The sequence below is a fragment of the Paenibacillus sp. FSL A5-0031 genome, from assembly GCF_001956295.1.
In the GTDB taxonomy this organism is placed as follows: domain Bacteria; phylum Bacillota; class Bacilli; order Paenibacillales; family Paenibacillaceae; genus Pristimantibacillus.
In genome coordinates this window covers 356,317-380,615 of sequence record NZ_MRTD01000004.1, presented here as the reverse complement: position 1 = coordinate 380,615, position 24,299 = coordinate 356,317, and the positions used below count along the sequence as shown (strand labels likewise).

23 protein-coding genes are annotated in these 24,299 nt (G+C 42.6%); 16 read left to right on the top strand and 7 right to left on the bottom strand.

The features are described 5' to 3' along the window. Nucleotides 1-67 precede the first annotated feature (67 nt). The 6 genes from BK120_RS10085 (at nucleotide 68) to BK120_RS10060 (ending at nucleotide 6,491) form a co-directional block, all read left to right on the top strand. A complete protein-coding gene (locus BK120_RS10085; RefSeq protein ID WP_076267347.1) occupies nucleotides 68-952 on the top strand; it encodes a carbohydrate ABC transporter permease in 885 nt (294 codons plus the stop codon). 55 nt (nucleotides 953-1,007) lie between these two features. Next, nucleotides 1,008-1,892: a carbohydrate ABC transporter permease gene (locus BK120_RS10080; RefSeq protein ID WP_256710841.1), complete on the top strand. Its 885-nt coding sequence runs from the start codon at nucleotides 1,008-1,010 to the stop codon at nucleotides 1,890-1,892. A gap of 126 nt (nucleotides 1,893-2,018) precedes the next feature. Further along, complete coding sequence (locus BK120_RS10075) at nucleotides 2,019-2,882, top strand: ABC transporter permease (RefSeq protein ID WP_083681842.1); 864 nt, start codon at nucleotides 2,019-2,021, stop codon at nucleotides 2,880-2,882. A 43-nt stretch (nucleotides 2,883-2,925) separates the two neighbouring features. Then, the gene (locus BK120_RS10070; RefSeq protein ID WP_076267345.1) at nucleotides 2,926-3,828 is read left to right on the top strand and encodes a carbohydrate ABC transporter permease; all 903 of its coding nucleotides are present in this window, start codon (nucleotides 2,926-2,928) and stop codon (nucleotides 3,826-3,828) included. Nucleotides 3,829-3,900: 72 nt separating this feature from the next. Further along, entirely contained in the window at nucleotides 3,901-5,553 is a 1,653-nt protein-coding gene (locus tag BK120_RS10065) for an extracellular solute-binding protein (protein WP_076267344.1), read from the top strand. Nucleotides 5,554-6,038: 485 nt separating this feature from the next. Continuing rightward, entirely contained in the window at nucleotides 6,039-6,491 is a 453-nt protein-coding gene (locus tag BK120_RS10060; protein WP_076267343.1) for a disulfide oxidoreductase, read from the top strand. A gap of 403 nt (nucleotides 6,492-6,894) precedes the next feature. Here BK120_RS10060 and BK120_RS10055 read toward each other — a convergent pair whose 3' ends face one another. Next, nucleotides 6,895-8,250 carry a dipeptidase gene (locus BK120_RS10055; protein WP_076267342.1) on the bottom strand — a complete coding sequence of 452 codons (1,356 nt, stop codon included), beginning with the start codon at nucleotides 8,248-8,250 and terminating at the stop codon, nucleotides 6,895-6,897. 136 nt (nucleotides 8,251-8,386) lie between these two features. Next, nucleotides 8,387-9,277, bottom strand: a complete 891-nt coding sequence (locus BK120_RS10050; RefSeq protein WP_076267341.1) for a LysR family transcriptional regulator — start codon at nucleotides 9,275-9,277, stop codon at nucleotides 8,387-8,389. 141 nt (nucleotides 9,278-9,418) lie between these two features. On the opposite strand from BK120_RS10050, the gene BK120_RS10045 reads away from it, so the two are divergent. The 10 genes from BK120_RS10045 (at nucleotide 9,419) to BK120_RS10005 (ending at nucleotide 18,322) form a co-directional block, all read left to right on the top strand. Beyond that, nucleotides 9,419-10,906, top strand: a complete 1,488-nt coding sequence (locus tag BK120_RS10045) for an SLC13 family permease (RefSeq protein WP_076267340.1) — start codon at nucleotides 9,419-9,421, stop codon at nucleotides 10,904-10,906. A gap of 21 nt (nucleotides 10,907-10,927) precedes the next feature. Further along, nucleotides 10,928-12,163: a 2,3-bisphosphoglycerate-independent phosphoglycerate mutase gene (apgM, locus tag BK120_RS10040; protein WP_256710840.1), complete on the top strand. Its 1,236-nt coding sequence runs from the start codon at nucleotides 10,928-10,930 to the stop codon at nucleotides 12,161-12,163. Between the two features lie 99 nt (nucleotides 12,164-12,262). Continuing rightward, complete coding sequence (locus tag BK120_RS10035) at nucleotides 12,263-12,685, top strand: hypothetical protein (RefSeq protein WP_076267338.1); 423 nt, start codon at nucleotides 12,263-12,265, stop codon at nucleotides 12,683-12,685. Nucleotides 12,686-12,716: 31 nt separating this feature from the next. Continuing rightward, a complete protein-coding gene (locus BK120_RS10030) occupies nucleotides 12,717-13,592 on the top strand; it encodes a DUF72 domain-containing protein (protein ID WP_076267337.1) in 876 nt (291 codons plus the stop codon). A 60-nt stretch (nucleotides 13,593-13,652) separates the two neighbouring features. Beyond that, nucleotides 13,653-14,183, top strand: coding sequence for a hypothetical protein (locus tag BK120_RS10025; RefSeq protein ID WP_076267336.1), 531 nt, complete (start codon nucleotides 13,653-13,655; stop codon nucleotides 14,181-14,183). 64 nt (nucleotides 14,184-14,247) lie between these two features. Beyond that, nucleotides 14,248-15,162 (top strand): PhzF family phenazine biosynthesis protein, encoded by a 915-nt coding sequence (locus BK120_RS10020; protein WP_076267335.1) that lies wholly within the window; start codon nucleotides 14,248-14,250, stop codon nucleotides 15,160-15,162. Between the two features lie 15 nt (nucleotides 15,163-15,177). Beyond that, nucleotides 15,178-15,813, top strand: a complete 636-nt coding sequence (locus BK120_RS10015; protein WP_076267334.1) for an HAD-IA family hydrolase — start codon at nucleotides 15,178-15,180, stop codon at nucleotides 15,811-15,813. A gap of 332 nt (nucleotides 15,814-16,145) precedes the next feature. After that, nucleotides 16,146-17,024 carry an NAD-dependent epimerase/dehydratase family protein gene (locus tag BK120_RS10010; RefSeq protein ID WP_076267333.1) on the top strand — a complete coding sequence of 293 codons (879 nt, stop codon included), beginning with the start codon at nucleotides 16,146-16,148 and terminating at the stop codon, nucleotides 17,022-17,024. A 200-nt stretch (nucleotides 17,025-17,224) separates the two neighbouring features. Next, entirely contained in the window at nucleotides 17,225-17,365 is a 141-nt protein-coding gene (locus BK120_RS35220) for a hypothetical protein (protein WP_179089775.1), read from the top strand. An 18-nt stretch (nucleotides 17,366-17,383) separates the two neighbouring features. After that, a complete protein-coding gene (locus BK120_RS10005; protein WP_076267332.1) occupies nucleotides 17,384-18,322 on the top strand; it encodes a magnesium transporter CorA family protein in 939 nt (312 codons plus the stop codon). A 90-nt stretch (nucleotides 18,323-18,412) separates the two neighbouring features. Here BK120_RS10005 and BK120_RS10000 read toward each other — a convergent pair whose 3' ends face one another. From BK120_RS10000 to BK120_RS09980, 5 genes are all read right to left on the bottom strand, one after another. Further along, entirely contained in the window at nucleotides 18,413-19,072 is a 660-nt protein-coding gene (locus tag BK120_RS10000) for a P-loop NTPase family protein (protein WP_076267331.1), read from the bottom strand. Between the two features lie 521 nt (nucleotides 19,073-19,593). After that, the gene (locus BK120_RS09995; RefSeq protein WP_076267330.1) at nucleotides 19,594-20,742 is read right to left on the bottom strand and encodes a DHHW family protein; all 1,149 of its coding nucleotides are present in this window, start codon (nucleotides 20,740-20,742) and stop codon (nucleotides 19,594-19,596) included. A 21-nt stretch (nucleotides 20,743-20,763) separates the two neighbouring features. Further along, nucleotides 20,764-22,152 carry an MBOAT family O-acyltransferase gene (locus BK120_RS09990; RefSeq protein ID WP_076267329.1) on the bottom strand — a complete coding sequence of 463 codons (1,389 nt, stop codon included), beginning with the start codon at nucleotides 22,150-22,152 and terminating at the stop codon, nucleotides 20,764-20,766. 5 nt (nucleotides 22,153-22,157) lie between these two features. Next, on the bottom strand, nucleotides 22,158-22,682 hold the full coding sequence (locus BK120_RS09985; protein WP_076267328.1) for a DUF4358 domain-containing protein: 525 nt from the start codon (nucleotides 22,680-22,682) through the stop codon (nucleotides 22,158-22,160). Between the two features lie 311 nt (nucleotides 22,683-22,993). Beyond that, the gene (locus tag BK120_RS09980) at nucleotides 22,994-24,268 is read right to left on the bottom strand and encodes a DUF3895 domain-containing protein (RefSeq protein WP_076267327.1); all 1,275 of its coding nucleotides are present in this window, start codon (nucleotides 24,266-24,268) and stop codon (nucleotides 22,994-22,996) included. Nucleotides 24,269-24,299: the final 31 nt, after the last annotated feature.

Here is a 24,299-nt window from a genome sequence, read left to right as displayed (position 1 = left end):
AGCTGATGGGGCAGCCGAATTCATTCGGTCTGCCCCGCCTTCTACCAAAGAGAGAGCGGGGAGAACCATGCACAAACTGATGAGCAATCGCATCACCATTTTTTGGCTAGTCGCACCGGGTTTTATGCTGTTTCTCTTCATGGTTTGCTTTCCTATCATTATGAGTGCATATTACGGTACGACGAATTGGACAGGAATCGGTGCTTACGAGTTCGTTGGACTCGAGAATTACCAAAAGATTTTGTTTCATGACAGCGTTTTTTGGCGTTCATTGCTTAATGCCCTACTGCTGCTTGCAGCTACGCTTCTGATTCAACACCCGATTGCGCTTTTGTTCTCCATATTTGTGATGCATGCAGGAAAGCTAGAGAAATGGTTTCGGGCTATCTTTTTTATACCAGCAGTGATTTCAATCGTTGTTACTTCGAAAATGTGGGTAAGCGTATTTCATCCGAACTTTGGGATGTTAAATAAATTGCTTGAGGGCGCCGGCCTAAGCACCTGGAAACAGGATTGGCTGGGCGATTCAAATATTGCCATTTGGTGCATTATCGTTGTGGTCATGTGGCAAGGCTTTGGTTATGCGCTTCTGCTTTATTACGCCGGTCTTCAAGGCATACCAAAGGATCTTTATGAGGCGGCAGAGCTTGATGGAGCTGGAAGAGTGAAGCTGTATACGCGCGTTATCATTCCACTTCTCTCGCCAATGGTTCGAGTTGCAGTCGTCATCGCGGTTACGGCTTGCTTGAAGCAGATGGAAACCGTATTCCTCATGACGAATGGAGGACCTGCCAATACGACACAGTTTATTGGTAATTACCTTTATAAAACGGCGTTTTCCTCGTCGCTGTACGGCTATGGAAACGCAATATCCGTTGTGTTCGTTATCATTTGTCTCATTATTACGGTAGCGATGAACAAAGCGTTCAAAAAAGATGTTGGTGAGTTTTAATACTCACCCTTGTATATGCACATTTGGTATATGAATTATTTTAGGAGGCATGCCCGTGGAAGCTCTTGCAGCTAAGACCAATCGCCAAGCGAAAAACGGCAAGAAGAAGGACGCCGCATCGCCCGCATTAAAGGTCATTCTTCATCTCGTTTTATGGGTCGTAGCGCTTCTGCAAATTTTTCCGCTCATTTGGCTCATCAATTATTCCTTTCTGAAGAGCGGAGATTTTTTTGGCAGCGGCATATTAAAGTGGCCCAAAACATTTGAGTGGAATAACTATGTGAATGCATTCAATTACGGGAGCGTTCCAAAGTTTCTATTAAACAGTATTTTTATTACGACTGTAACGATCTTGGTTGCTGCTTTTCTGGCGCTTATGCTCGGGTACGCGTTCACGCGGATGGAATGGAAGCTGCGCGGCCCTGCGATGGCGTTCATTATGCTCGGTATGATCGTACCGATTCATGCGACCTTGCTGCCGAACTTTATTTTGTTCGACAAGCTGAATCTCATCGATAATCCTTTGTCCTTGATCCTTCCTTACATTGCTTTTTCGCTGCCAATAAGTTTGCTCATTATTTCGGGTTTTCTTGAAACCATTCCGAAGAGCATAGAGGAGTCGGCGGTTATGGATGGCTGTTCGGTCTATGGCGTTATTTTCCGAATTATTATGCCGATGACGAAACCTGCCATTGCGACGGTTTGTATTATGAACTTCATCAGCTGGTGGAATGAATTCATTATGGCCAATACGTTTCTAACATCCGAGACTTTCAAGACGCTGCCATTTTCCATTATGAAGTTTACCGGTCAGTACTCATCCAATTATGGCGCACAGTTCGCGGTAATGACCATTATCGCTTTGCCGACAGTTATTATCTATTTATTGTTTACAGAGCAAATGTCACGCGGAATTACGGCTGGTGCAGTTAAGGGTTAAATGAGGAGAGTATAAGGAGGCTGAGGAAGCGTGCAAACACCTGTTACGGCAAATGCAGCAGTAAAGAGCTCGCGAAGAGAGAAACCGCTGTGGCGGCGGTTTCTTGCGCAATGGCAAGTACAGCTCATGATATTTCCAGCACTGATCTTTATACTCGTTTTTAATTATTTTCCGATGTACGGTGTCTTGATGGCATTTCAGGACTACAGCTTATTTAAAGGTTTTTTTGGCAGCACATGGGCGGGTTTTAAACATTTCGAAATGTTTTTTAACTCGCCGGATTTTTATAGAGTCATTCGGAATACGATTGTGATCAGCTTGCTTAAGCTGGTCATTAACTTTCCGGCTCCGATTCTGCTTGCCCTGATGCTAAACGAAGTAAGAAACATGGCTTTCAAAAGAATCATTCAAACGATTAGTTATTTGCCTCACTTCTTGTCATGGGTTATCGTGTCTGGCTTTACGATCTCCATATTGTCCGTGGATAACGGCAGCTTAAATATTTCACTGCAAGCGCTTGGTCTTATTGATAAGCCGATTAATTTCTTGTCGTTGCCCGAATATTTCTGGGGAATTATCGTGACGACGAATTTGTGGAAGGAAATCGGATTTGCAACGATTGTTTATCTAGCAGCTATCGCTGGCGTGAATCCCAGCTTGTATGAAGCGGCTTCTATTGATGGTGCCAGCAAATTTAAACAAATATTTTTGATAACGCTTCCATCGATTACTCCTGTTATTATTATTTTTCTAATTCTGAACATCGGAAGTTTATTGAATGCAGGGTTTGATGATTTGCTCTTGCTCGGCAGGAGTGCAATGCTTCGAGACGTGGCGGACGTCATCGATACGTATGCTTACCGGGTAGGCATTATTAATAATCGCTTCTCGTATGCGGCGGCAGTTGGTCTGTTTAAAGCGATTATAAGTGTAGGCTTGCTGACGATGGCAAACTACATGGCTAGGAGAGCAGGTTCAAGCCTATGGTAATTCAGCGAACTTCTATTAATATTCAGAAAAGTGGTGAAGCCTAGTGAAGCTGAGCAGCAGCGATAAAGTATTGCAGGTTTGGATTTATATTTTACTAGTGCTACTTGGGCTCGCTACGCTGTACCCGTTCTGGAACTCCGCGGTGATCTCCTTTAACGAAGGGCTCGACACGGCAAAAGGCGGAATAACGTTATGGCCAAGGGTGTTCACGATTGATAATTATAGAATCGTATTTCAAAATAACCGGATTATTGATGCGTTCCTAATTTCGGTGTCCCGTACCGTTGTCGGCACGTTGATCTCTATTTTCTTAACGGCTATCTTCGCTTATGGCTTGTCCGTTAAAGGCGTTATCGGCAAAAAGTATTATATGATCTTTGCGATTATTACGATGTATTTCAGCGGGGGGCTTATTCCCTTTTACCTGCTGAACCGCGAGCTTGGCTTAATGGATACGTTCTGGGTTATGGTCATTCCGACAGCGGTAAGCGTGTGGAATATGATTATATTCCGTACCTTCTTTATGGGGCTGCCTGATGGACTAGAGGAATCTGCGAAGATCGATGGAGCCAGTACATTTGGGATCTTTTTCAAAATCGTATTGCCTTTATCTGGACCTGTATTGGCAACGCTTTCACTATTTACGGCTGTCTATCACTGGAATGACTGGTTTACAGCTACGATTTTTATTAATGACGCTAAGCTATATCCGATTCAGACTTTACTGCAGCAAATTATGAACTCCAACACGATGAGCGAGCAGCTCTCGATCGCTTCACAAGGAAGCGGCGCTGCCTCAGATGCGTTAAGCAGAATGCAGAGTGTGACGAGCAAATCCTTAACGATGGCTACGATGATGGTAGCGACGATTCCTATCGTTTTGGTGTATCCGTTCGTACAGCGTTTTTTCGTAAAAGGCGTAATGATCGGCTCCTTAAAGGAGTAATGCGGGTATTCGACCTTAGCGCTTTGGTGTTGGGTATGAGTATATATATTAAAAATTGGGAGGTTTACGAACATGAAAGGAAAAAAGCTGTTAACTGTGCTGATGACCGCTGGTCTTGCCGGGACTGTGCTTCTAGCTGGCTGTTCCAGCAACGACGGCGGAAAATCAAGCAATTCGGGCAATACAGGTAAGGAAGGCACGAATAAAACAGAGACTAGCAATGGATTTGTTTTGGGAGAAACACCGGTAAACTTTTCTTATTATGTTCATTATGATTGGTGGACTACGGAGCCGTGGGGTGCTAATCCGAATAGTAAATGGGTACAAGATAATCTAAAAGTAACCGTAGAGCCTATTCAATCTGGCGGCGCTGCAGCGCAAAAGCTGAGCACGATAATTGCGTCGAAGGAGCTTCCGGGTGCAATTATGATGGACCGGGGACCTGAAGTAGAACGATTGAGAGCTGCGGGAGCACTTGTTCCGCTGGATGATTATATCGACAAATATCCGAACCTGAAGAAATGGGCGGGTGAAGAGACGCTAAACATGCTCCGCTCGAGCGACGGCAAAATCTATCAATTCCCGAACTGGTATACAGCAGCGCCTACGGGTAACGGCGGCTGGTTTGTGAACAAGAAAATTTACGCAGACCTTGGCTCACCGAAGCTTGAAACAATCGATGATTTGTATGCTTACTTAAAGCAGGTCAAAGATAAATATCCGGACGTGATTCCATTAGAGGTAGGCGGCAACGGCTCGGGCGTTGAGGTCATGTTCCCTAGCTTCCAGGAGGGTGCAAACGGTGCGTTCCATTCGATGAAAGCATATCCTAACGGGGATAAGTTTGATACGATTTACAACAACGAAGCTTGGAAAGAAACGATGCTGTTCGCAAGCAAGCTATTTAGAGAAGGCCTTATGACACAGGATGCGATGACTCAAAAGGATGATCAGGTAAAAGAGAAGCTTGCAACGGGCAGAGTAGCTGTATTTGTTGGCGGTAATGCGACTAATGTGGGACGCGAAGGCCATAACGCATTAAAAGCAAAAGATCCAAATGCAGGTTATGAATTTATTTGGCCAATTGCTAAATCAGGATTGGATAAAAACAAAATATATCCAAACGGTTATAACGCACTAGGCTGGAACGTTAACGTCATTACAACAAGCGCTAAAAATCCAGAAGGTATTTTTGCGTATTTGGATTGGATGACGGGCGAGGAAGGCACTCGTATCATGTTCTTCGGGCCAAAAGGCTTGTATTGGGATGAATTTGATGCGGATGGCGCACCGATCCCGAACGACAAATGGTTCAGCACGTCGCAAGAAGAGAAGGACAAAGATAAGCTGGAAGCCTATGTATGGGCAGGAAATGCAACCTTTGTAGATACGAGCAAGCAAAAGATCGAGCAAACGCTGCCGGAAGAACAACGCAACTGGGGTTCATTGGCACAGCTTAACATTGCATGGAAAACATCGATGAATATGACGCAATTCAATAACATTGATCCGGCTCCAGAAACGGATGAAGGAATCATTAATCAGCAAGTGACGGAAACAGCTAACGAGTATTTCGGAAAAATTCTGTTCGCGAAAAGCGATGCAGAGGTGCTTAGCTTGATCGAGGAAGCGAAAAAGACTACAACCTCGCTTGGCTTCGATAAAGTTAACGAATACCGTACAGCAAGATGGCAAGAAAACCTTGCTTTGATTAACGGCAAGTAATTGTTGTAAATGAGCGAGCTCAGGAGGGCTGCTCCTAGGTAGGATTATCTACCTGGGGGTGGGCCTTCTTTTTGTTGTTGTAAGCGCAAATAGGTTCTTACAGCAGTGTTTCGCACGTTCGCAGACGCCGAAAAGAAGCTGTAAGCACGCATACGTTCTTACAGCGTACAAACTGAGGTTACTTTGCAACTGTAAGCGCAAATAGGTTCCTATAGCTGTGGTTCGCACGTTCTCCAACGCCGAAATGAAGCTGTAAGCACGTATACGTTCTTACACCGGACAAACTGAGATTACTTTGTGGCTGTAAGCACAAATAGGTTCTTACAGCAATGGTTTGCACGTTCGCCGACACCGAAAAGAAGCTGTAAGCACGCATTGATTCTTACAATTCACAAATATAATTCACATGCAATAGCCCTTTCGAGTCATGTTTTTACCCTCCCTATCGAGGGAGAATAGGAGATAGAAAAAAAGTAATATAACCTATGGAAGCCGAGGCGAATGATGTGGAAGAGGATTTGGCTAAGAAAAAATCATTTTGGTTGTTTGTGGCTTGGGCTGCAGCAGTTTTGGCGACGGCGGGAAGCTTGTATTTGAGTGAGGTTATGCATTTTGCACCATGCAGCTTATGCTGGTTCCAGCGAATATTTATGTATCCATTGGCACTAATACTAGGGATAGCCTATTCTAAGGGCGATGAAGGCATCGTATCGTACGCACTGCCTTTAGTTGTAATTGGTGGAGGCTTCTCGCTTTATCATACGGTGCTGCAAAAGCTGCCGCATAATTCTCCGCTTGCCGCATGCGGCCCCGTTTCTTGTCAGGGTGACTATTTGAACTGGTTTGGATTTATTACCATTCCAATGCTGGCTCTCGTGGCTTTTTTGATCATTTTGACGGCGCTGCTTCGCTTGAAGAAGCTAAATAAACAATCATAATTTCATGAAAAAGGCAGCTGAGCAGCTCAAAAAATTGAGTGCACAGCTGCCTTTATTGTGATTGCTTATTAGGCTAAGCGCATATCGTCGCAGAATCATTTCTCTAACGAACTGTATTATGCTTATTATGATGAAAACTACTTTTCTTTCATTTTAACGAACCGTATTAGCGCTATAGGTTGATTTATAGGGTGTCATGAGTCAATTTTCTCAAAATAAAGATTCTGGAGTTCGTTACAATTTTAATCCATAACAAATGGTTTAATTAAGACTTACTAGGTTCGTTAGCTATATGGATGAAAAGGGGAGGACATTGTTCTGCCTAAGCTCCATTAAAAAAAAGCAGAAGCTGTTGCAAGCGTAGATCAATCTACGCCTAGAACAGCTCCGTTTACGCCTCGGCTTAAAGTTGTTTCAAAAATTCAACAATCGTCAGAAGTCCCTTGTCAAAGTTCTCAAGGTTGAAATGCTCATTAGGAGCATGCAGATTTTCGTCTGGAAGCCCGAAGCCCATCATGACGACAGGAGCGCCTAATACACGGGAGAATGTCTCGACGATTGGAATCGAGCCGCCATCCTTCGTGAAGAGCGCGCGAGTGCCATATACTTTTTCGTAAGCATCGGCTGCCTTTTGGAGCATTGGATTGGATGGGTCCATGTCGAAGGCACGTGCTTTTTCGCCGCGTTTTATAATTAGCTTGGCACCGGACTGAACATGCGATTCCAGGTGAGTTACAATACGCTCTAATATTTGAGCAGGGTTCTGATCGCCAACTAGACGACAAGTGATTTTGGCGTGAGCTTCTTTTGGAATGACCGTTTTCGAACCTTCGCCTTGGAACCCGCCATAAACGCCATTTAGTTCAAGAGTTGGCCTTGCGCCTGTACGCTCAACAAAGGAATAACCTTCTTCCCCGTACAAAGCGTCAAGATCGAGATTTTTTCTTAATTCTTCTTCATTATGATTTTGCTTTAGGAACTCTTCACGCATAGCAGCGGAAAGCTCTGGCACACCTTCATAGAAACCTTCGATTGAAACTCTGCCTTGATCATCATGCAATGAGCTCAGCAAGGAAATCATGGCGTGAAGGGCGTTCGGAACGCCGCCCCCGAATGTACCCGAATGCAGATCGGTATTGGCAGTAAGTATCGTTACTTCAAGGGAGCACAGTCCGCGCAGCCCAGTAGAAATAGCAGGTTTTCCTTTTTCAAGAAGCGATGTATCTGAGATGACAATGACGTCAGCCTTCAGCTTATCCGCATTCGTCTCCATAAAGGTTGGCAGATTAGGGCTTGAAATTTCTTCCTCGCCTTCAATACAAAATTTAACGTTGACTGGAAGCGCATTTTCTTGGTTTAGAAGCGCCTCAACCGCCTTTACATGCAGGAAAAGCTGGCCTTTATCATCGGTTGCACCACGAGCATATAATTTGCCATCGCGGATGGTTGGCTCAAAAGGAGGAGTCTCCCAAAGGTTAAGCGGATCTACAGGCTGCACATCATAATGGCCGTAGATAAGTACTGTCGGTTTGCCTGGTGCATGGATATGCTCGGCGTACACGATGGGATGCCCAGCGGTAGGATGGATCTCCACATTCTCAAGACCAGCCTTCTCTAATTTGGCTGCAACCCATTTGGCCGCTTCATTCATGTCGTTTTTATGAGTGGATAAAGCTGAAATACTCGGAATCGTCAAAAACTGCTTCAGCTCATCCAAATGTTGTTCTCTTAGGTTCTGAAAATAGGATTCATAGCTCATTGGATAGTTGCTCCTTACATTTGGTATAGACTAAGTATACGTCTACAAGCGAATAAGTAAAACAGCTGCAAAATTTAATTCGTGTATTGCGGGAAGCAAGCAGCAAAAATTATAGAAAGCAATCTGTTATCCGCACTTATAAATAATTAGTATCAAGCAAAGTAATAAATTGTTTGGCCGCAGGGGAAAGATGCTTATTCCTATGATAAACATAACTAATTCCTCTATTGAATTGTACTCCTTTAATGTTCACCTTCACCAATAAGCCGCTTTTGATTTCCTGTTGAATAGCAAAGCTAGAAACAATAGATACCCCAAGCTCATGAATAACCCCTTGTTTAATTCCTTCTAAATTGCTAATTTCCATTTGTGTAGGAAACTCAAGCCCGTACTCAGCAAATTTTTTCTCTAAGTAAATGCGTGTTGCTGACTTATCGGGTTTAATAATTAACGTTTCGTTGACCAAATCTTCGAGTGTGCACTCTTGTTTATGGGCAAGCGGGTGCAAGGGGTTCACAATTAAGACAAGCTCATCCTCGTAAAAGGTTTTACGCTGAAAACGGGATTCATCGATTTCAATACGATCAGAAATAATTAAGAACTCTACTTTGTTGGATTCCAACATATGAACAAGGTGATTTGAAGCTGTAATGTTCATGTTTATTTTAATCTGCGGAAATTTTTTGGTATAACCTCTAAGGATCATAGGAAGCAAATAAACGCCTACAAAGTTGCTCGCACCAAACGATAAAGTTCCGTATGACAAGTCTTCCAGCTGCTTAATATGGTCTTTGGCTGTATGAAGCAGGTTAATAATTTGCTCTGCGTATGGCTTGAAATTCTCTCCCTGTTTCGTTAAATAAAGCTTCTTGCCAATTCGATCAAATAGAGGAACGCCAAGCTCTTCTTCTATACTTTGAATTTGCATGCTTACCGATGGTTGTGAGCAGTAGAGAAGTTCCGCTGCTTCTGTAAAGTTTAAGCATTCTGTTAGCGTAATAAAGGTCTGAAGTTTATTGATGTTCATTTCCACGACACCTTTCGACTTATCATTTAAAATCAATCTATAACAAAACGTTATGGTTATTCAAAGTTAATCAAATTGTATTATATTTTCCGGTTTTATAAAATGAAAACGGTAACATTATTAGTTTGAGGAGGATGCAAGATGAGTGAAGTCTCGCGAGATGTAGAAAATGAGACTAAAAAGCCGCCTATGAAGAAAAAAGGGAAGCTTGAAGAAGGGATGCAAAGATTTGGTATTCCACTTGCACTTATTGTGGGGCTGCTATTGTTCTTTATGCCTACACCGGAAGGCATGAGCTTAGAAGCCCAAAGAGCAATTGCAATATTTACAGGAGCATTGATTTTATGGATTACGACTCCGCTGCCTATTTACTTAACATCTATCATCGCTATTTTGCTTCTTCCGTTAGTAGGAGCAGTTGAAGATCAAGAAGTGGCATTCGGTACGTTAGGATTTGATGTGATCTGGCTGATGGTTTCCGCATTCATCCTCACTTCCGCCATGATAAAATCAAATTTGGGTAGACGCTTATCCTTATGGATGGTCACGCAGTTTGGTAAAACGCCAAAAAAGACATTGTTTTTATTAATCGTTATTAATTTTATTTTAGCTTTTTTTGTTCCTTCAACTACAGCAAGAGCTACGCTCATGGTGCCTATATGCTTGATTTTATTAGAGGTATATAAAGCGCTGCCGGGTGAGAGCAATCTTGGAAAAGTAATGATGCTTCAAGGCGTGCAAGCAGATGCACTTGCTACCTCGGGTGTTATGACAGCTACTTCTGGCAATATCATAGCTGTTGGTTTCATCAATGAACAAGCGGGCGGCGATATTGGTTATATGGATTGGCTTCTCGCCTCTATGCCAACTGCAATTATTACGATGATGATTACGTTTTTCATTGGTTTAAAGCTCTTTTCCATCAAAAGTGAATCCCACTTCGATCATGCGAGGGATACGTTAAAAAATGAGTTGCTAAAATTAGGCTCCTTCTCTTTAGATGAGAAAAAGGCAGTAACGATATTCCTCCTTACGGTGGCATTATGGGCTACAGGAGATTACCATAGCGCTTGGTTTGGCTTTGAACTCAGTACGGAACAGACAGCTGTACTCGCAGCGCTTCTCTGTTTGCTTCCAAGAGTAGGTTTGTTGACCTGGAAAGAAACGAACATCAAATGGGAGCTCATGATTTTTGCAGCAGGCGCTTATGCAGTAGGGAATGCATTGGATAAATCCGGCGGCGCAGAATGGATTATTGGAAAAGTAGTTGCTGCGCTCGGATTGGAAAGCATGAATCATGTTTGGGTATATGTCGTTGTCGTATTCCTTAGCATGTACAGTCATCTTATATTTACGAGTAAAACAGTGAGGGTCACTATATTAATACCAGCATTCATCGCTTTAGCAAAAACGCTCGGCATGGACCCTGTGCCTCTCGCATTAGCAGCAGCTATGACCATGACTTATACCATTACACTTCCGCCGCATTCGAAGGTAAATACGATCTATTTTGGAACAGGATACTTCTCGGTGTTGGATCAAGTGAAATATGCGGTAGTTACTTGTTTCGTCGGGGCATGCGTAATTAGCTTGGCGATCTTTACTTGGTTTAAAGTAATCGGAATATAGAGAGAGCAGGAGGGAGCCATATTGAACAGAAAAGTTATTTTAGCTATTGCAGATGGAATAGGGGATCTTCCACATCCTTTGCTTGAAAACAAAACGCCATTGGAATATGCAGATACACCTAATCTAGATAGATTAGCTTCTGCGGGGGTTACAGGCATCATGGATTTGATTAGCCCTGGCATTCCAGTAGGCACCGATATGGGGCATCTAATTTTGTTTGGTTATCAGCCTCATCATTATCCGGGACGTGGGCCCATTGAGGCTTTAGGAATTAACATGGATGTTCTTCCGGGCGATATCGTGCTGAGGTGCAACTTTGCTGCAGTGGATGAGAACGGGATTGTCGTTGACCGCAGGGCAGGAAGGATACGCAATGGAACAGAAGAGCTTGCTGACGCGATTAATGGGTTAGAAATAATGGGAGTGAGCATATATTTCAAGCCGGCTACAGAGCATCGTGCTGTACTTATATTAAGAGGAACTGGGCTCAGTGATCAAATCAGCGATTCTGATCCGAAGGCGCCAAACGATGGCTGCCCATATCATACTATAGTCTCGCTTGATTCCTCGGCGGAGTCCAAACGAACAGCGATGGTTCTAAATTTGTTTCTTCATAAAGCGCATGTCATCTTATCCAATCATCCTGTTAATGTAGAGCGTATGAAACAAGGTGAATTAGCAGCTAATTTTATTCTCACGCGTGGAGCTGGACAGATGATTCAGCTTGATCCCATAACCGATGCTCTTCATATGAAGGGCAGTTGCATTGCTGGAGAAAGTACCGTCCTTGGCGTTGCCAAATTGGCTGGCTTTAAACCGGTAACAAATAGTAGAATGACAGGAAATATGGATACGGACATTGTACTAAAAGCTAAGCTGGCACTTGAAGAAATTTCTGAAAATGATTTTGTATTAGTGCATCTAAAAGCACCCGACGTTAAGGGGCATGATAATAAACCGTTTGAAAAAGCAAAAGCGATTGAATTGTTTGATCAAATGGTAGGAATCATAGCGCAGGGAATATCTGAAGATGTATATTTGGCTGTGGCGGCTGATCATTCTACCCCTTGTGAAATCGGTGAGCATTCCGGCGATCCAGTGCCTATTTTAATCAATGGACCAAGTATTCGAATAGATCGAACCAAACATTATAATGAAATAGATTGTGCGTATGGGGGATTGGGGCGTCTAACTGGACATGGATTTATTCAAACATTGCACGGATTAATTGGACGAGTGAAAAAGCAGGGTAACTAGGGTAGGATGAGAAGATCAAGCTTATTCAAAAAAGCAAGGCGAAGCGATAGTTGTAATTAAATATTTGCTGATATAAAGGTTAAGCCACGTTTCCGAAACGTGGCTTTCTTTTTCTTTATTTATATCCATGAGCAGCAGCCTCAAAAAGCTGCTGCTTTTTATTCAGTGGTTAATGCGGCAGACGCGGGCTATCTTGATCTCATCCGTAAAAGCAGCAACTATTTTAACTCGATTATGGTCGTAGATGAATCAGTACGAAGCAGCTTATCGTATTTATCAATGAGTCTTTATATGACGAAAAAGGAATCTATCGCGGTTTTATTGGCGGGATATTCCTATGTGCCGGAAAATAAATGGGGAATTGTAGTGTATTCCGAAATGAGTACGATCAACGCACAACTAAATATCCAAATCCGACAGATTTTGCTTTATTCGCTTTTACCATTTATTCTATTAATGCTCACAACGATGATCGCGGAAGTGAAAAATGAGTATTTGTATTCGTTTAATAGAAATCATTAGATTTGAATGAACGTATAAAAGAGGTGAAGATATGATTTCAATAGGCCTTGCAGGATGGGGCGATCATGACCAGCTGTATGTTCCAGTTAGCAAAGCGGGCAGCAAGCTGCGGCAATATGCAAAACATTTTCCGGTTGTAGAGGTAGACAGCACCTTTTATGCCATACAATCTAAAGAGCGATTCAGCAAATGGCTGGCAGATACGCCGGAATCCCTTCACTTCGTCGTTAAAGCTTATCAAGGGATGACCGGACATCAACGCGGGCCTACAGTTCCGGCTTCGGAGACAAATGAAATGTTCGGTGCATTCCGGCAAATGCTGGAGCCCGTGATGGAGACTGGCCGATTGACGGCAGCCTTGTTCCAGTATCCGCCGTGGTTTGATTGTACAGCAGCCAATGTGCGAATTCTGCGGGAGACGAAAGCAAGAATGAACGGCATTCCTTGCGCGCTGGAATTCCGTCATCAAAGCTGGTTTACACAGGAGTACTGTGAGAAAACGCTGGATTTCATGAGGCAGGAGCAGTGGATGCATAGTGTTTGTGATGAGCCGCAGGCAGGAATAGGCTCCATACCGATCGTTCTCACAGCAACCGATGCACAATCAACTATTGTCAGGTTCCATGGACGCAATGTGTCTGGCTGGAATCAAGCCAGTGCGCCGAATTGGCGCGAAGTTCGGTATTTGTATCGCTATAGCGAGGAAGAGCTGCAAGATTGGGCGAATAAGCTGCGGCTGCTGGAGCAGCAGAGCGAGCATATCTACGTCATTTTTAATAACAATTCCGGAGGGGACGCAGCTGACAACGCGAAGCGGATGATGGAGATACTGGGACTGACTCGCCCGAACGGCGAAAGTCCGAATGGGCCGCCGCCCCCGATTATTGAGCAGTTGGATTTATTTTAGATTGACGAATATAATTTAATAAATACAAAATCATCCAATTAATGTGATAGGAGGCTTGATATGAACCAGAGATGGAGCGTGAAGAGAACAGTTGTAAGTTTCAGCTTGTTCATTCTTATCGCATTGGTTTTATCCGTAATTATTTGGTATCGAATAACGGACCCGTTAGTAAATAACGGACTTCAACGAATCAATAATCATGATGGTAAGGTAGAAGAGTATGTCGTTGAGCTCAGCAATGAAGGGTTTCAGAAAATCGACATTAAGAAGGTCAGTGTGAATGGTGAAGATCGCTCGGATGACGTTCAACTGGGCATCTCTTATGATTCTACTCATATGGTGCAGGTTCTACCAAGTTTAGATCCTGCTACCCAGTTTATGGAACTATCGGCCTCTTCTATTTATCCAGCGCTTTCTCGGGGTGAGATTCAAGCAGCACTAGAGAGAAAAGAACATACACCAATGCAATACGGTCTCCGAATTCGCTATGAACATCAACCCATACAGAACGTAACGATCACGTACAAATATTTAGGTTTTACGAAAACGAAAAGTATAACCAACTGGTTTGAGTCCGATTCTCTACAATAAGCGAGTACAACTTTATTCTCCACTTTAATAAAAATTGAGTAGCTGAGTAGGCGGGGGGACTGTTATGAGAACGATCAATGTGTATCACTATGACGCATTCAGCAATATTCCAAACATGGGAAACCCTGCGGGAGTCGTACTTAATGGTGATGATCTCTCCGAAGAACAGATGCTGACCATTGCAGAAAAAGTTGGCTTCAATGAGACGGCATTTCCGCTGAAATCGGATAAGGCTGATCTTCGAATTCGTTATTTTACGCCAGGCCATGAAATAAATCTTTGTGGTCATGCAACGATGGCAACCATTTATGCGCTGCAAACGAAAGGGCTGCTGGATCATCCTTCAGCATTCACGATTGAAACAAAAGCTGGAGTATTGCCGATAAAAATCGATTTTGATGCAAATGGTGAACCTCTTGTTACGATGCGGCAAGCCGCTCCTCAATTTCAGCCATTCCATGGTTCTTTTTTGGAGCTGGCTCATTCTATGGGCATCGATGAAAGTGAGATCGAGACGGGGCTCCCCACTTTGTATGGAAGTACCGGTGCGTGGACCTTATTAATTCCTATAAAAAGCCTGAGCACTTTCAGTAAAATGAAGCCAAACAATTCATTGTTTCCACATATTTTAAAAGAAATGCCAAGAGCGTCCATCCATCCGTTTTGTTTAGAAACATACGATGTGAATGCGCAGATGCATGCCCGTCATTTTTCATCGCCATTTTCAGGAACGATTGAAGATCCCGTAACAGGTACGGCTTCCGGTGTAATGGGTGCATACTACGCGAAGTACATAGATAACAACTCGGAAAAAACAATTCATCTTGTTGTTGAACAAGGGCAAGAGATTGGCCGTAATGGCAGAGTTGGTGTATCGGTAACAAGGAATGTTGATCAGCTCGATATTGAGATTACTGGCATCGCTATTTACGTTAATGAATTTGAGGTTCAACTACCTAAAGCAGCAGTGATAGATTGAGGGTGCATTTAATAGATGTATAAACATATAATATTTGATTTTGACGGCACACTAGTAGATTCAACGTCGGAAATTATGATGGTTTATAACGAATTAGCAGTAAAATATAATTTTAAAAACGTAAATCATGAAGAATACAAATTATTAAACCATTTATCATTAAAAGAACGGTTTAAAGCTTTAAACGTTCCGATGTATAAGTTCCTTTTGATTAGAAAAATAGGAAAGGAATTTAAGGAGCGCTACAAACAGCATCTTAACTCGATATTATTTATTGATCAGATGAGAGAAGTGGTAAATGCACTTCAAAGTGAAGGTTATAAAATCGCAATCATTACATCGAACTCGGCAGCGAATGTCTCTAATTTTTTACATACTCAAAATTTCAAGGGTATCCATGAAGTTCGATCGTCAAATGGACTATTCGGAAAACATCAAACGCTAAAAAAATATTTAAAAGATAATCAATTAAATCGTGAAGATGTAATTTATATCGGTGATGAAACACGGGATATTATTGCATGCAAGAAATGCGAAATCGATGTCATTGCAGTGTCTTGGGGATTGGATACAAAAGAATCATTGCTGGGTGAGGATCCAAATTATTTAGTCGATCAACCGGATGAAATTAGGGGGATCTTAATAAAATAGAAGAAAAAAATTATTGAATATTTTAAACAAGATAAGGAAATTCAAGTATGGGAACCGTCCAATCCAACGGACATTAAACCAGGGGGAGATGAGAATCTCCTCTGATTTGCATACTTGGTAACTGTCATGCGTGTTCATAGGTTACTTTTAGGTTACTAAGTAAAAAGAAATTGCGTACTTCATATTTGTATATCGTTGTACTATTATTAGACTTGTAAGGCTTAAGCAGATGAATAAACAAATGATTCTGATATTTCTGGAAGCGTTATCATGATAGTAACCAACCAAGCTATACCATTTTAAATTACGATAAAACTGACGAGGTGAACGAAATGAAAGTTGTTGTGACAGGAGCTGCGGGCAATGGAGGTCAGGCCGTATGCAAAGCATTGGCCCAAGCTGGTTATACCGTTCGGATGGCAGACGTTATGCCTCCTCAGTCTGAAGATTTGAAGCAGCTTGAGTTTGTTAGATGTGACATTAGAACGCCAGGCGATGTACAGCGTGCGGTGGAGGGCATGGATGCCGTTGTTCACCTAGCAGCATGGCATTGTGCACACAATCCGCCAGTTAGTGATGAAACTATTTTTTCTGTTAATGTCGATGGTACTTTTTATCTATTAGAAGCATGCAAGCAAGCTGGTATAAAAGCGATTGTCTATGCCTCCTCGATGGCATTCGGATGGGGCTCGGTTTATGGAGTAAGCAAAGTCATCGGGGAAGACCTCTGCAAGGCTTATCATGAAATGACAGGCGCATCGATTGCAATGCTGCGTTATCATGAATTTATTCCTCGGCCATATTTAGAGTTTGGGGAACGATTGCTTCGCAATGGGGTAGATAGACGGGATGTGGCGGCAGCCACAGTGGCATCGGTCAAAGCAGCTTTGGAAAAGAAGATTGGGCTATTTCGCACAATCGTACATACCAATCATCATATGCCGCAAGAGGTTGTTCAGATCTTCAGCGAGCTTGGCGCAGAATGGTGTGAGACACAAGTGCCGGGTGCAAGCCGCCTATTGAAGAAGTATGAGTTGACGCTGCCAAAACAAGTTGAGCAGCATGATCTATCGGAGGCAGAGGAGATGCTTGGATGGAAACCGGCATACGGTTTTCTTGAATTTTTGAGAGACTTAAAGAGTAGAGATGAAAAAGGGATCGACGTTGCTAATCTATGGGTTCCTTCGGAAATTCCAGCGTTAAATGAATAGGTTGAATCGTGAAAAGCAGCGCTGTCGGAGGATAGCGCTTGAATAAGCAAATGCCATATTTAGGCGTACAAGAGGTGGTCCCTGCAAGCGCGGGGCCATCTTTTTTTATGATTTTTTTAATTTCATGACATTTTCATTTATTTGGCGTATTATAATGAGCGTGCTTAACCATAGCGAAAAAAAAGGAGTTGAGTTCTGTAATGGATAGTCGAAGTAGCGCCGAACCCGAGCCAAGCTTGTTGCAGGGGGAAGTCATGAACAAACCAATCTTCAGAAGATTGATTACTGAACTGAAGGTCAACTCTTTTGTATGGCAGGGGCATTTCTGGCTTCCTCATTAATCTGAGGAGGTTATAACCATGTTGAATATTTATATTACTGACGAGCACGGAATACTGAAAGAAACGGATGAGATTACTTCAGGATGCTGGGTCAATCTTGTAGCTCCAACGGAGCAAGAAATGAATCTAGTAGCTGCTAAAGCACAAATTCCTTTGGATTTTATAAAGGACCCATTAGATGAAGAAGAACGATCAAGGATTGAAAATGATAATAGCAATGTGCTAATCGTTGTAAATCTCCCCTTGGTTTCGACGGATGACAAGGGTATTCCCATGTACGATACGATTCCACTAGGGATGATTATAGCGGACGATTGTTTTATTACAGTGTGTCTAAAAGACAATCCGATTTTCCACGTTTTTGCACAAAATAAAATAAAGCAATTTTACACGTACAAAAAAACAAGATTTTCATTTCAAATTTTATATTTAATAGCGACTTCTTATTTGAAGTACCTTAAGCAAATTATCAAAATGACAGACGAAATAGAGAAAAAATTGCATCAGTCGATGAAAAACAAAGAACTTTTTTCCTTATTGAATATGGAGAAAAGCTTGGTCTATTTTACAACCTCATTAAAGTCAAACAACATCGTCATGCAAAAAATGTTGAAAAGCAAATACATGAAAATGTATGAGGATGACCAAGAATTGCTGGAGGATGTCATTGTAGAAAACCAACAGGCTATTGAAATGTCTGAAACGCATACGACGATATTAAGCGGTATGATGGATGCTTTCGCTTCGGTCATCTCCAACAATCTGAATATTGTTATGAAGTTTTTGACCTCGATTACGATTATTTTATCGCTGCCTACGATGGTCGCAAGCTTCTATGGGATGAACGTTAAAATACCGTTTCAGGATTACCCTCATGCCTTTTTTATCGCGATGACCATATCTGTTATTTTATCGAGTGTCACAGCCGTTATCTTTTGGAAGAAGAGGTTCTTCTAAACTATAGCTGCTTTAAATGAAGTAGAGGCTGTTCTAAACGTAGATTTATCTACTTTTAGAACAGCCTCTTTTGGGATTAGAGGAGCTTATTTATTGAACTGGAAGCAGAGAATCAATGAATTCACTAATCTGCTGGTGATACTCATCCCAGAGATAGTCTTTATTCTCGATGATTAATTTCGGGATGTCCCACGCATTAACAATCGCACGGACAAAGGACTGACTCCGTGACCACACCTCTGCAGCTTGTTTGAAATCCTCATCCGTATGCAAGGAGACGGGACCCCATTCATTTCCTCTTACGCTGCAAATAAACCGCCATTGTTTCTCAACATCCACTTGATAATAGTAAATAAGGCTTGGTGCCAGTGGTGCCAGTATCTGCTGTAAGGAAGAAGAGAAAGTGAGAAGCTTCTGTTTATCCATGCCCATGAGATGAGCGACACTAATGGTGTCTTGTAGAAACACACTTTCAATAATAATGACTTCATGGGCACTGTTTAGCTCAGCTTGAACAAAGTCAAGATAACGAGTGGTGAGAAGCTGTATGAACTGATCTGCTTCTGCTTCATTTGTGAAAGAACTGAACTCCGGTCCTTGTAAGAGCAGGGGATGCAGTGCTTCCTCTTCTAAAAAACACCTTGTTGCTACTTGCTTTGAATTTAGTTTATCTAAAATGGATTTAGCTGTTGTCGTTTTTCCAGAGCCAGGAATACCGTCAATAATAATTAATCTTTTTTGTTTGCTCATGTACAGATCCTCCCTAAATTTAAAATGAATAAGGACGGATCATTCTTGGTTTCAGACAGCAAAAATTGAAATTTGCGTTCATTTTCACTTGTTATACCTCCAAACATTTGGATTCTAACATTAAATTCGCTTCGTTTTATTCATTTCCCTTTTTCTGGTGAGGCTTATTTCACTAGGAATGGTAACTAAACTTTGCTTCGAGCGTTTGAGACCAAAGCTTATTTAAAGGAAAACCTCCCGTTAATTCGATAAATAAATTGCTTTTTGCCCCATTAGCGGGAATTTCTCCTGCTATATTCGTCAAATAGGCCCATTTGATAAGGATTTGCTAAAAATAACAGGAGTTTTTCCATCTAATGGCTTTGAGAGAGAATAATCGTTTTAATTAACGGGAGTATTTCCTGTTAAACGGCTCAGCAGCTGCCAAATTACCTCTGAGAGGAACGCCAAATAAACAAAGGAGCAGCCACCACGGTTGCTCCTTTGTTTTGCGAATCTATTATTTGAACTTACACCCACCATTAATACTTCAGCTTCAATAAATTACGTTCCGCAATGAAGGTCGTTGTATTAAACAGCAGCAGCACATCCTCAATCCCGTTGGCTTCCATATAGTCACTAATGTTGCCGTTATAGTAGCGAATGTCGATCACGTGGATATCCTCGACATGTTGCGTCAGGAAAGGGAGGAAGCTGTGCGCATATGAATCTTTAATGACAAGCAGCTTCTTCTTATCGATTTGCTTTGGAGGAAGCTCGCTGTGAAGCGTCATTAAAGCGTGCACGCCGCCAAGAAAATACGAATATTTATCCTTTTTTTCCAAATAGCTTGAATCATACATGGTCGTAAAGGTTTTGTCCGTATCAGCGACATACATGTCTGTTTTAATTCCGTTTTTAGCTTTGTACGCTTCAATGGAATCAGGTGTTAAACCGCTGAACTGACCGCGAGTATGATAGCTGCCTAAAAAAGAGTTGGTAACGGTCTCGATGTCGAAATCCTTTACGGCCATTGGCGTCCAGCCCATCTTCTCTGCGTAAGTAACATAGGCTAGATAGGCGCCATAAGTCGTCCAGTGGTGGTCTGTTTTGTAATAAAGCGGTCTGCTGCTGCCGGCTTCAGGCTTCAGAAATTCGAATCCATCGATAAATGACAAGCTCCCTTTAACCTGATCGGCGATAAAGCTGTTTACCTTCGTTTGCGGATAAGCATCAGCCAGCCACGGCAGCCGTTCTGGATACAGGCCAATGGAGGTCGGAGCAAGCATAAAGGTGATGTTGGCGTTTGGATGGTTTTGTACAAACTTATTCACCGCAGCAGTGTATTCTTCTATATCTTTATCGTTCGGTTCATTAAATTTCTCGAACAAATAACCGTCAGAGCCTTTGTAGATGCCGTTATTTTCCTGCTGCAGGCGAAGCTGCTCAAATACAGACTTCGTCCATACCCAGTTGGTTCGGAAAGGAAAATGATCGGTTACGTAGTTTTCCGTATCATCGGCAAACTTCTTAGACCAAAGATTATCCCAAGTCAGCTCAGGCGACTTCTGGAGCGTGCGATTCTCAACGTCCGAGAAGGCTTGTACGGGCAGTAAAAAAAATAATAACGACATAGCAAATAGGACACCGACGAAGCCCCACACAAAAACGTGGTCCGTCTTCTTGCTCAAAACCGCCAGCCTCCTTTTACATTAGAAACGGAAGTAAAGAAATGGGTTAAACGTCGCATCAACCAAGTAAGCAACGGACATAAAGAACAACAAAGCATGCCAGCCAAGCTGTAAAACGGGTCGCGCACTTCTGTCTTCCTTGAGCTTGCGCTTAGGCAAGGATGCGAGCACTAATAATACGAGTAAAATGGCATTTGTGTACAACAAATAGAAAGTTTCATTATTCCATAATGGCTGGTCATTGGCGCCAAACATCGCAGCAAAGTAAGTACCCATATTGCCTAAATCGTCAAAGGCAAAAAATACCCAACCGATCAAAATAAGCAGCAGCGCGTACACATGCCTAACCCAAGCTGGCATTCGCTGCAGCAGCTTTAGACCGAACCATTTCTCGAATACAAGAACGACGCCGAAGTATAAGCCCCAAAGTAAAAAGTTCCAGCTGGCTCCATGCCAAATACCGGTCAGCAGCCATACGATCATAATGTTGCGAAGCTGTATCCACGGACCTTTGCGGTTGCCGCCAAGCGGTATGTACACATAGTCGCGGAACCATGTGCTGAGCGATATATGCCAGCGGCGCCAAAAATCAGTAATGCTTTGCGCCGTATAAGGACGATTAAAGTTTTCGTTAAACCGGAAGCCGAACATCATGCCAAGCCCAATGGCCATATCGGAATAACCGCTGAAATCAAAATAAATTTGGAAAGCAAAGGCGATAATGCCGAGCCAAGCGGTCAAGGCAGGCATCGTATCTGCGCCTGTGCTTGATATCGTATTCCATAACAGTCCGATATTGTTTGCGAGCAGTACCTTTTTCGCTAAACCGATAATAAATCGTCTAACACCTTCAGCGAACAGCTCGATGTTCACTGTGCGATGGCGCAATTGCTCCGCAATTGTAGAATATTGCACGATTGGTCCTGCGACCAATTGAGGGAACAAAGCGACAAACGTACCGAAATCAATCCAGTTGCGTTGTGCCTTTGCTGTACCTCGATAAACATCAATAATGTAGGACATCGATTGAAAAGTATAAAAGGAGATACCGATTGGCAACGCCAATTCAGTTAATGGTATTTGTGTACCTAATAGTGCATTCACATTGTTAATGAGAAAATCAGCGTATTTAAAATAACCTAGCAAGGTTAAGTTTACGACGACAGAGGCGACGACAATCCATTTCCGCTGCAGGCTGCTCCGCTTCGGGTTGCTAAGAGCAAGTCCGAAGCTGTAGTCAGTAACCGTCGAGAGCAGCATGATTGCGATGTACACGGGCTCGCCCCATGCGTAGAATACGAGGCTTGTGGCGAACAAAACGAAGTTTTTAATTCGCCACGGAGACACGAAATACAGCAGCAATACAGCAGGCAGAAATAGAAATAGGAAAAGTAGACTGCTGAATACCATATTGCTTATTTTTTAGCGAAGAAGGAATCGAATTCAGTTACAAATTTATCCGCTTGTTCAGAAATGACGAAAAAGACGTGATTGCCTTTCGCTACAAGCTTATAGTTTTTGGCGTTTTCGTACTGATCTGGCAAATAAGTTTCAAAAGATTTTTGAACATCCGCAGCACGTTTCTTGATTCCGTCCTCAACAGCAGCAATATCTTTAGCATCCTTCACTTTGAAAACAGCTATTTCATTTGTTTTAACATTCATTAAAGGTGACATAATTGTATATTCTTCCAGAATAGATGGATCGAAGTAATACATTTGTTTCACCATGTCGCCTGTCATTTCTGCTAACGCGGGTTGCTCGATTTTGGCCAACATGCCGTCAACCATCTCTTTTGTCGTTTTTGTTGTTACGAATTGCTCTTCTTTGTTGCCTGATGTATTGGAGTTAGCTCCTGAATTTGAGTTTGAACCTGAGCATGCCGTCAGCACCAAACCTAAAGCAATGACAAGCATAAATGCAAAATATCTTTTTTTCATCGTAATCAATCTCCTCGGTGTCATTTTTGTTATCAAGTTTAAAAACGGAAATTATTAAATTAATGTTGCAGGTTTAATTATTATGGTAAAAAATAACGTTAATAATTCATAAGAATATGATTATTTATTAAACGAGAAAAATGAGTGATTACGCGGAGTTTTTGCCATAGAGGAGAGGCTTGACCATGCAGCAATGCTTTTCGATATATCGATGGTCAAGCTCTCACAAAAAACGAGGTCGATAAAGTGGACTCAAAAATAGAAATTCGTTGTGGGAAGAAAGCTGGATGAACGCTCGGTACAAAAAGCAATTACGAAGTCTTCGAATTCGAATAAACGCGATCCTCGGAATTGCCGAGCACGAGCTCACATTGGCCTGCAGCTGAAAGCTTGTCCAAATAGGCTGCCACTGCAATGTAGATGCTTGGTTTTCCAGTAGACATTCGTAAATCTTGTACAAGCTTCTGTTCAATTAAAAAGTTAGAGATCGCTAATGTGCTGATACGTCCGTATTTGAGCGCATCATCAACGACACGCTGAGCCGGCTGCGACAAATAAAAGGGACTTGTAGTTTTGGCATTCGAGCTGCTTAGCTCAGATTCTCGCATTGCGGCAGCGCCTAATTTTTTGCCAGCCTCCTCGAATGCAAACGCATCTTGGTTCACCGGAGGCTCATCGAACACAAACGCGCCTTGACTCTCCTCAATCTCATCAAAGACGAATGCGCCTTGACTGTTTTCGATTTCATCAAATACAAATGCACCTTGGCCATCATTGGAATTGTCAAAGCTGAGTACGCCTTGCGTTACATCGTTATCTCCAAAATCGAAGGAGCCTTGTGAATGTTCTGGATGGTCAACAGGCTGAATACTGTTCTCCATGATGTCCTTGTCGGAACGGTAGTCGCTATGAAAGTTCGTGGTCTCCGGTATTTGCTGTTGATCGTCTTCTGAAGACGATTGATCATAATAGGTTAAAGCAGCTGCTATCCGCTTCTTCCTGCTTGCAAGGTCGAGCTCATGCAGTCTTCTGCGAATCCGAGACAGCTGTCTCTCCAGCAGCGGAAGATTGGCATCGATATGTGCTTGAATGTCGGCAGGCACTTCAAGCTCCGATGGCAGCGGCAAAAAAAGATGCTGATCGAGCTGCCAGCCATCTCTATATTTGCATAACATCTCATTCAACTCGCCATCGAGGATGTCGAAACCTTTCATAATATCCGATATGGCTTTCGCATCAATTCCGGTATGCAGCTGTAAATGCTCGATACCGAAGTAGCGAATCGTATTGGTAGGGAGATGAAGCACCTGATGCTGGTAGCGCAAGGATCGGCCGCATTCACATTTTGTATGAGGAGACACTTCGCCGCTATCGGTGAACCCGATATAGTCCCATTCTTCAATAAACGATTCAATATCCTCGAATTCAGCGTCCTCGGGAATGAACTGGCATTTTTTTCGGGCAAGCTGTCGTGCGAACAACGTTCTTCTGCCTCTCACTAGCTCATGGTGCAAAAAATGACGCTGCTCCTCCGTGAGCGTTCCCATTATGTTATCGCGCTGCTCCAGCGACATCTCGTATTTCATAACACACCTCTATTCCGTCTAAAAAGGGAGT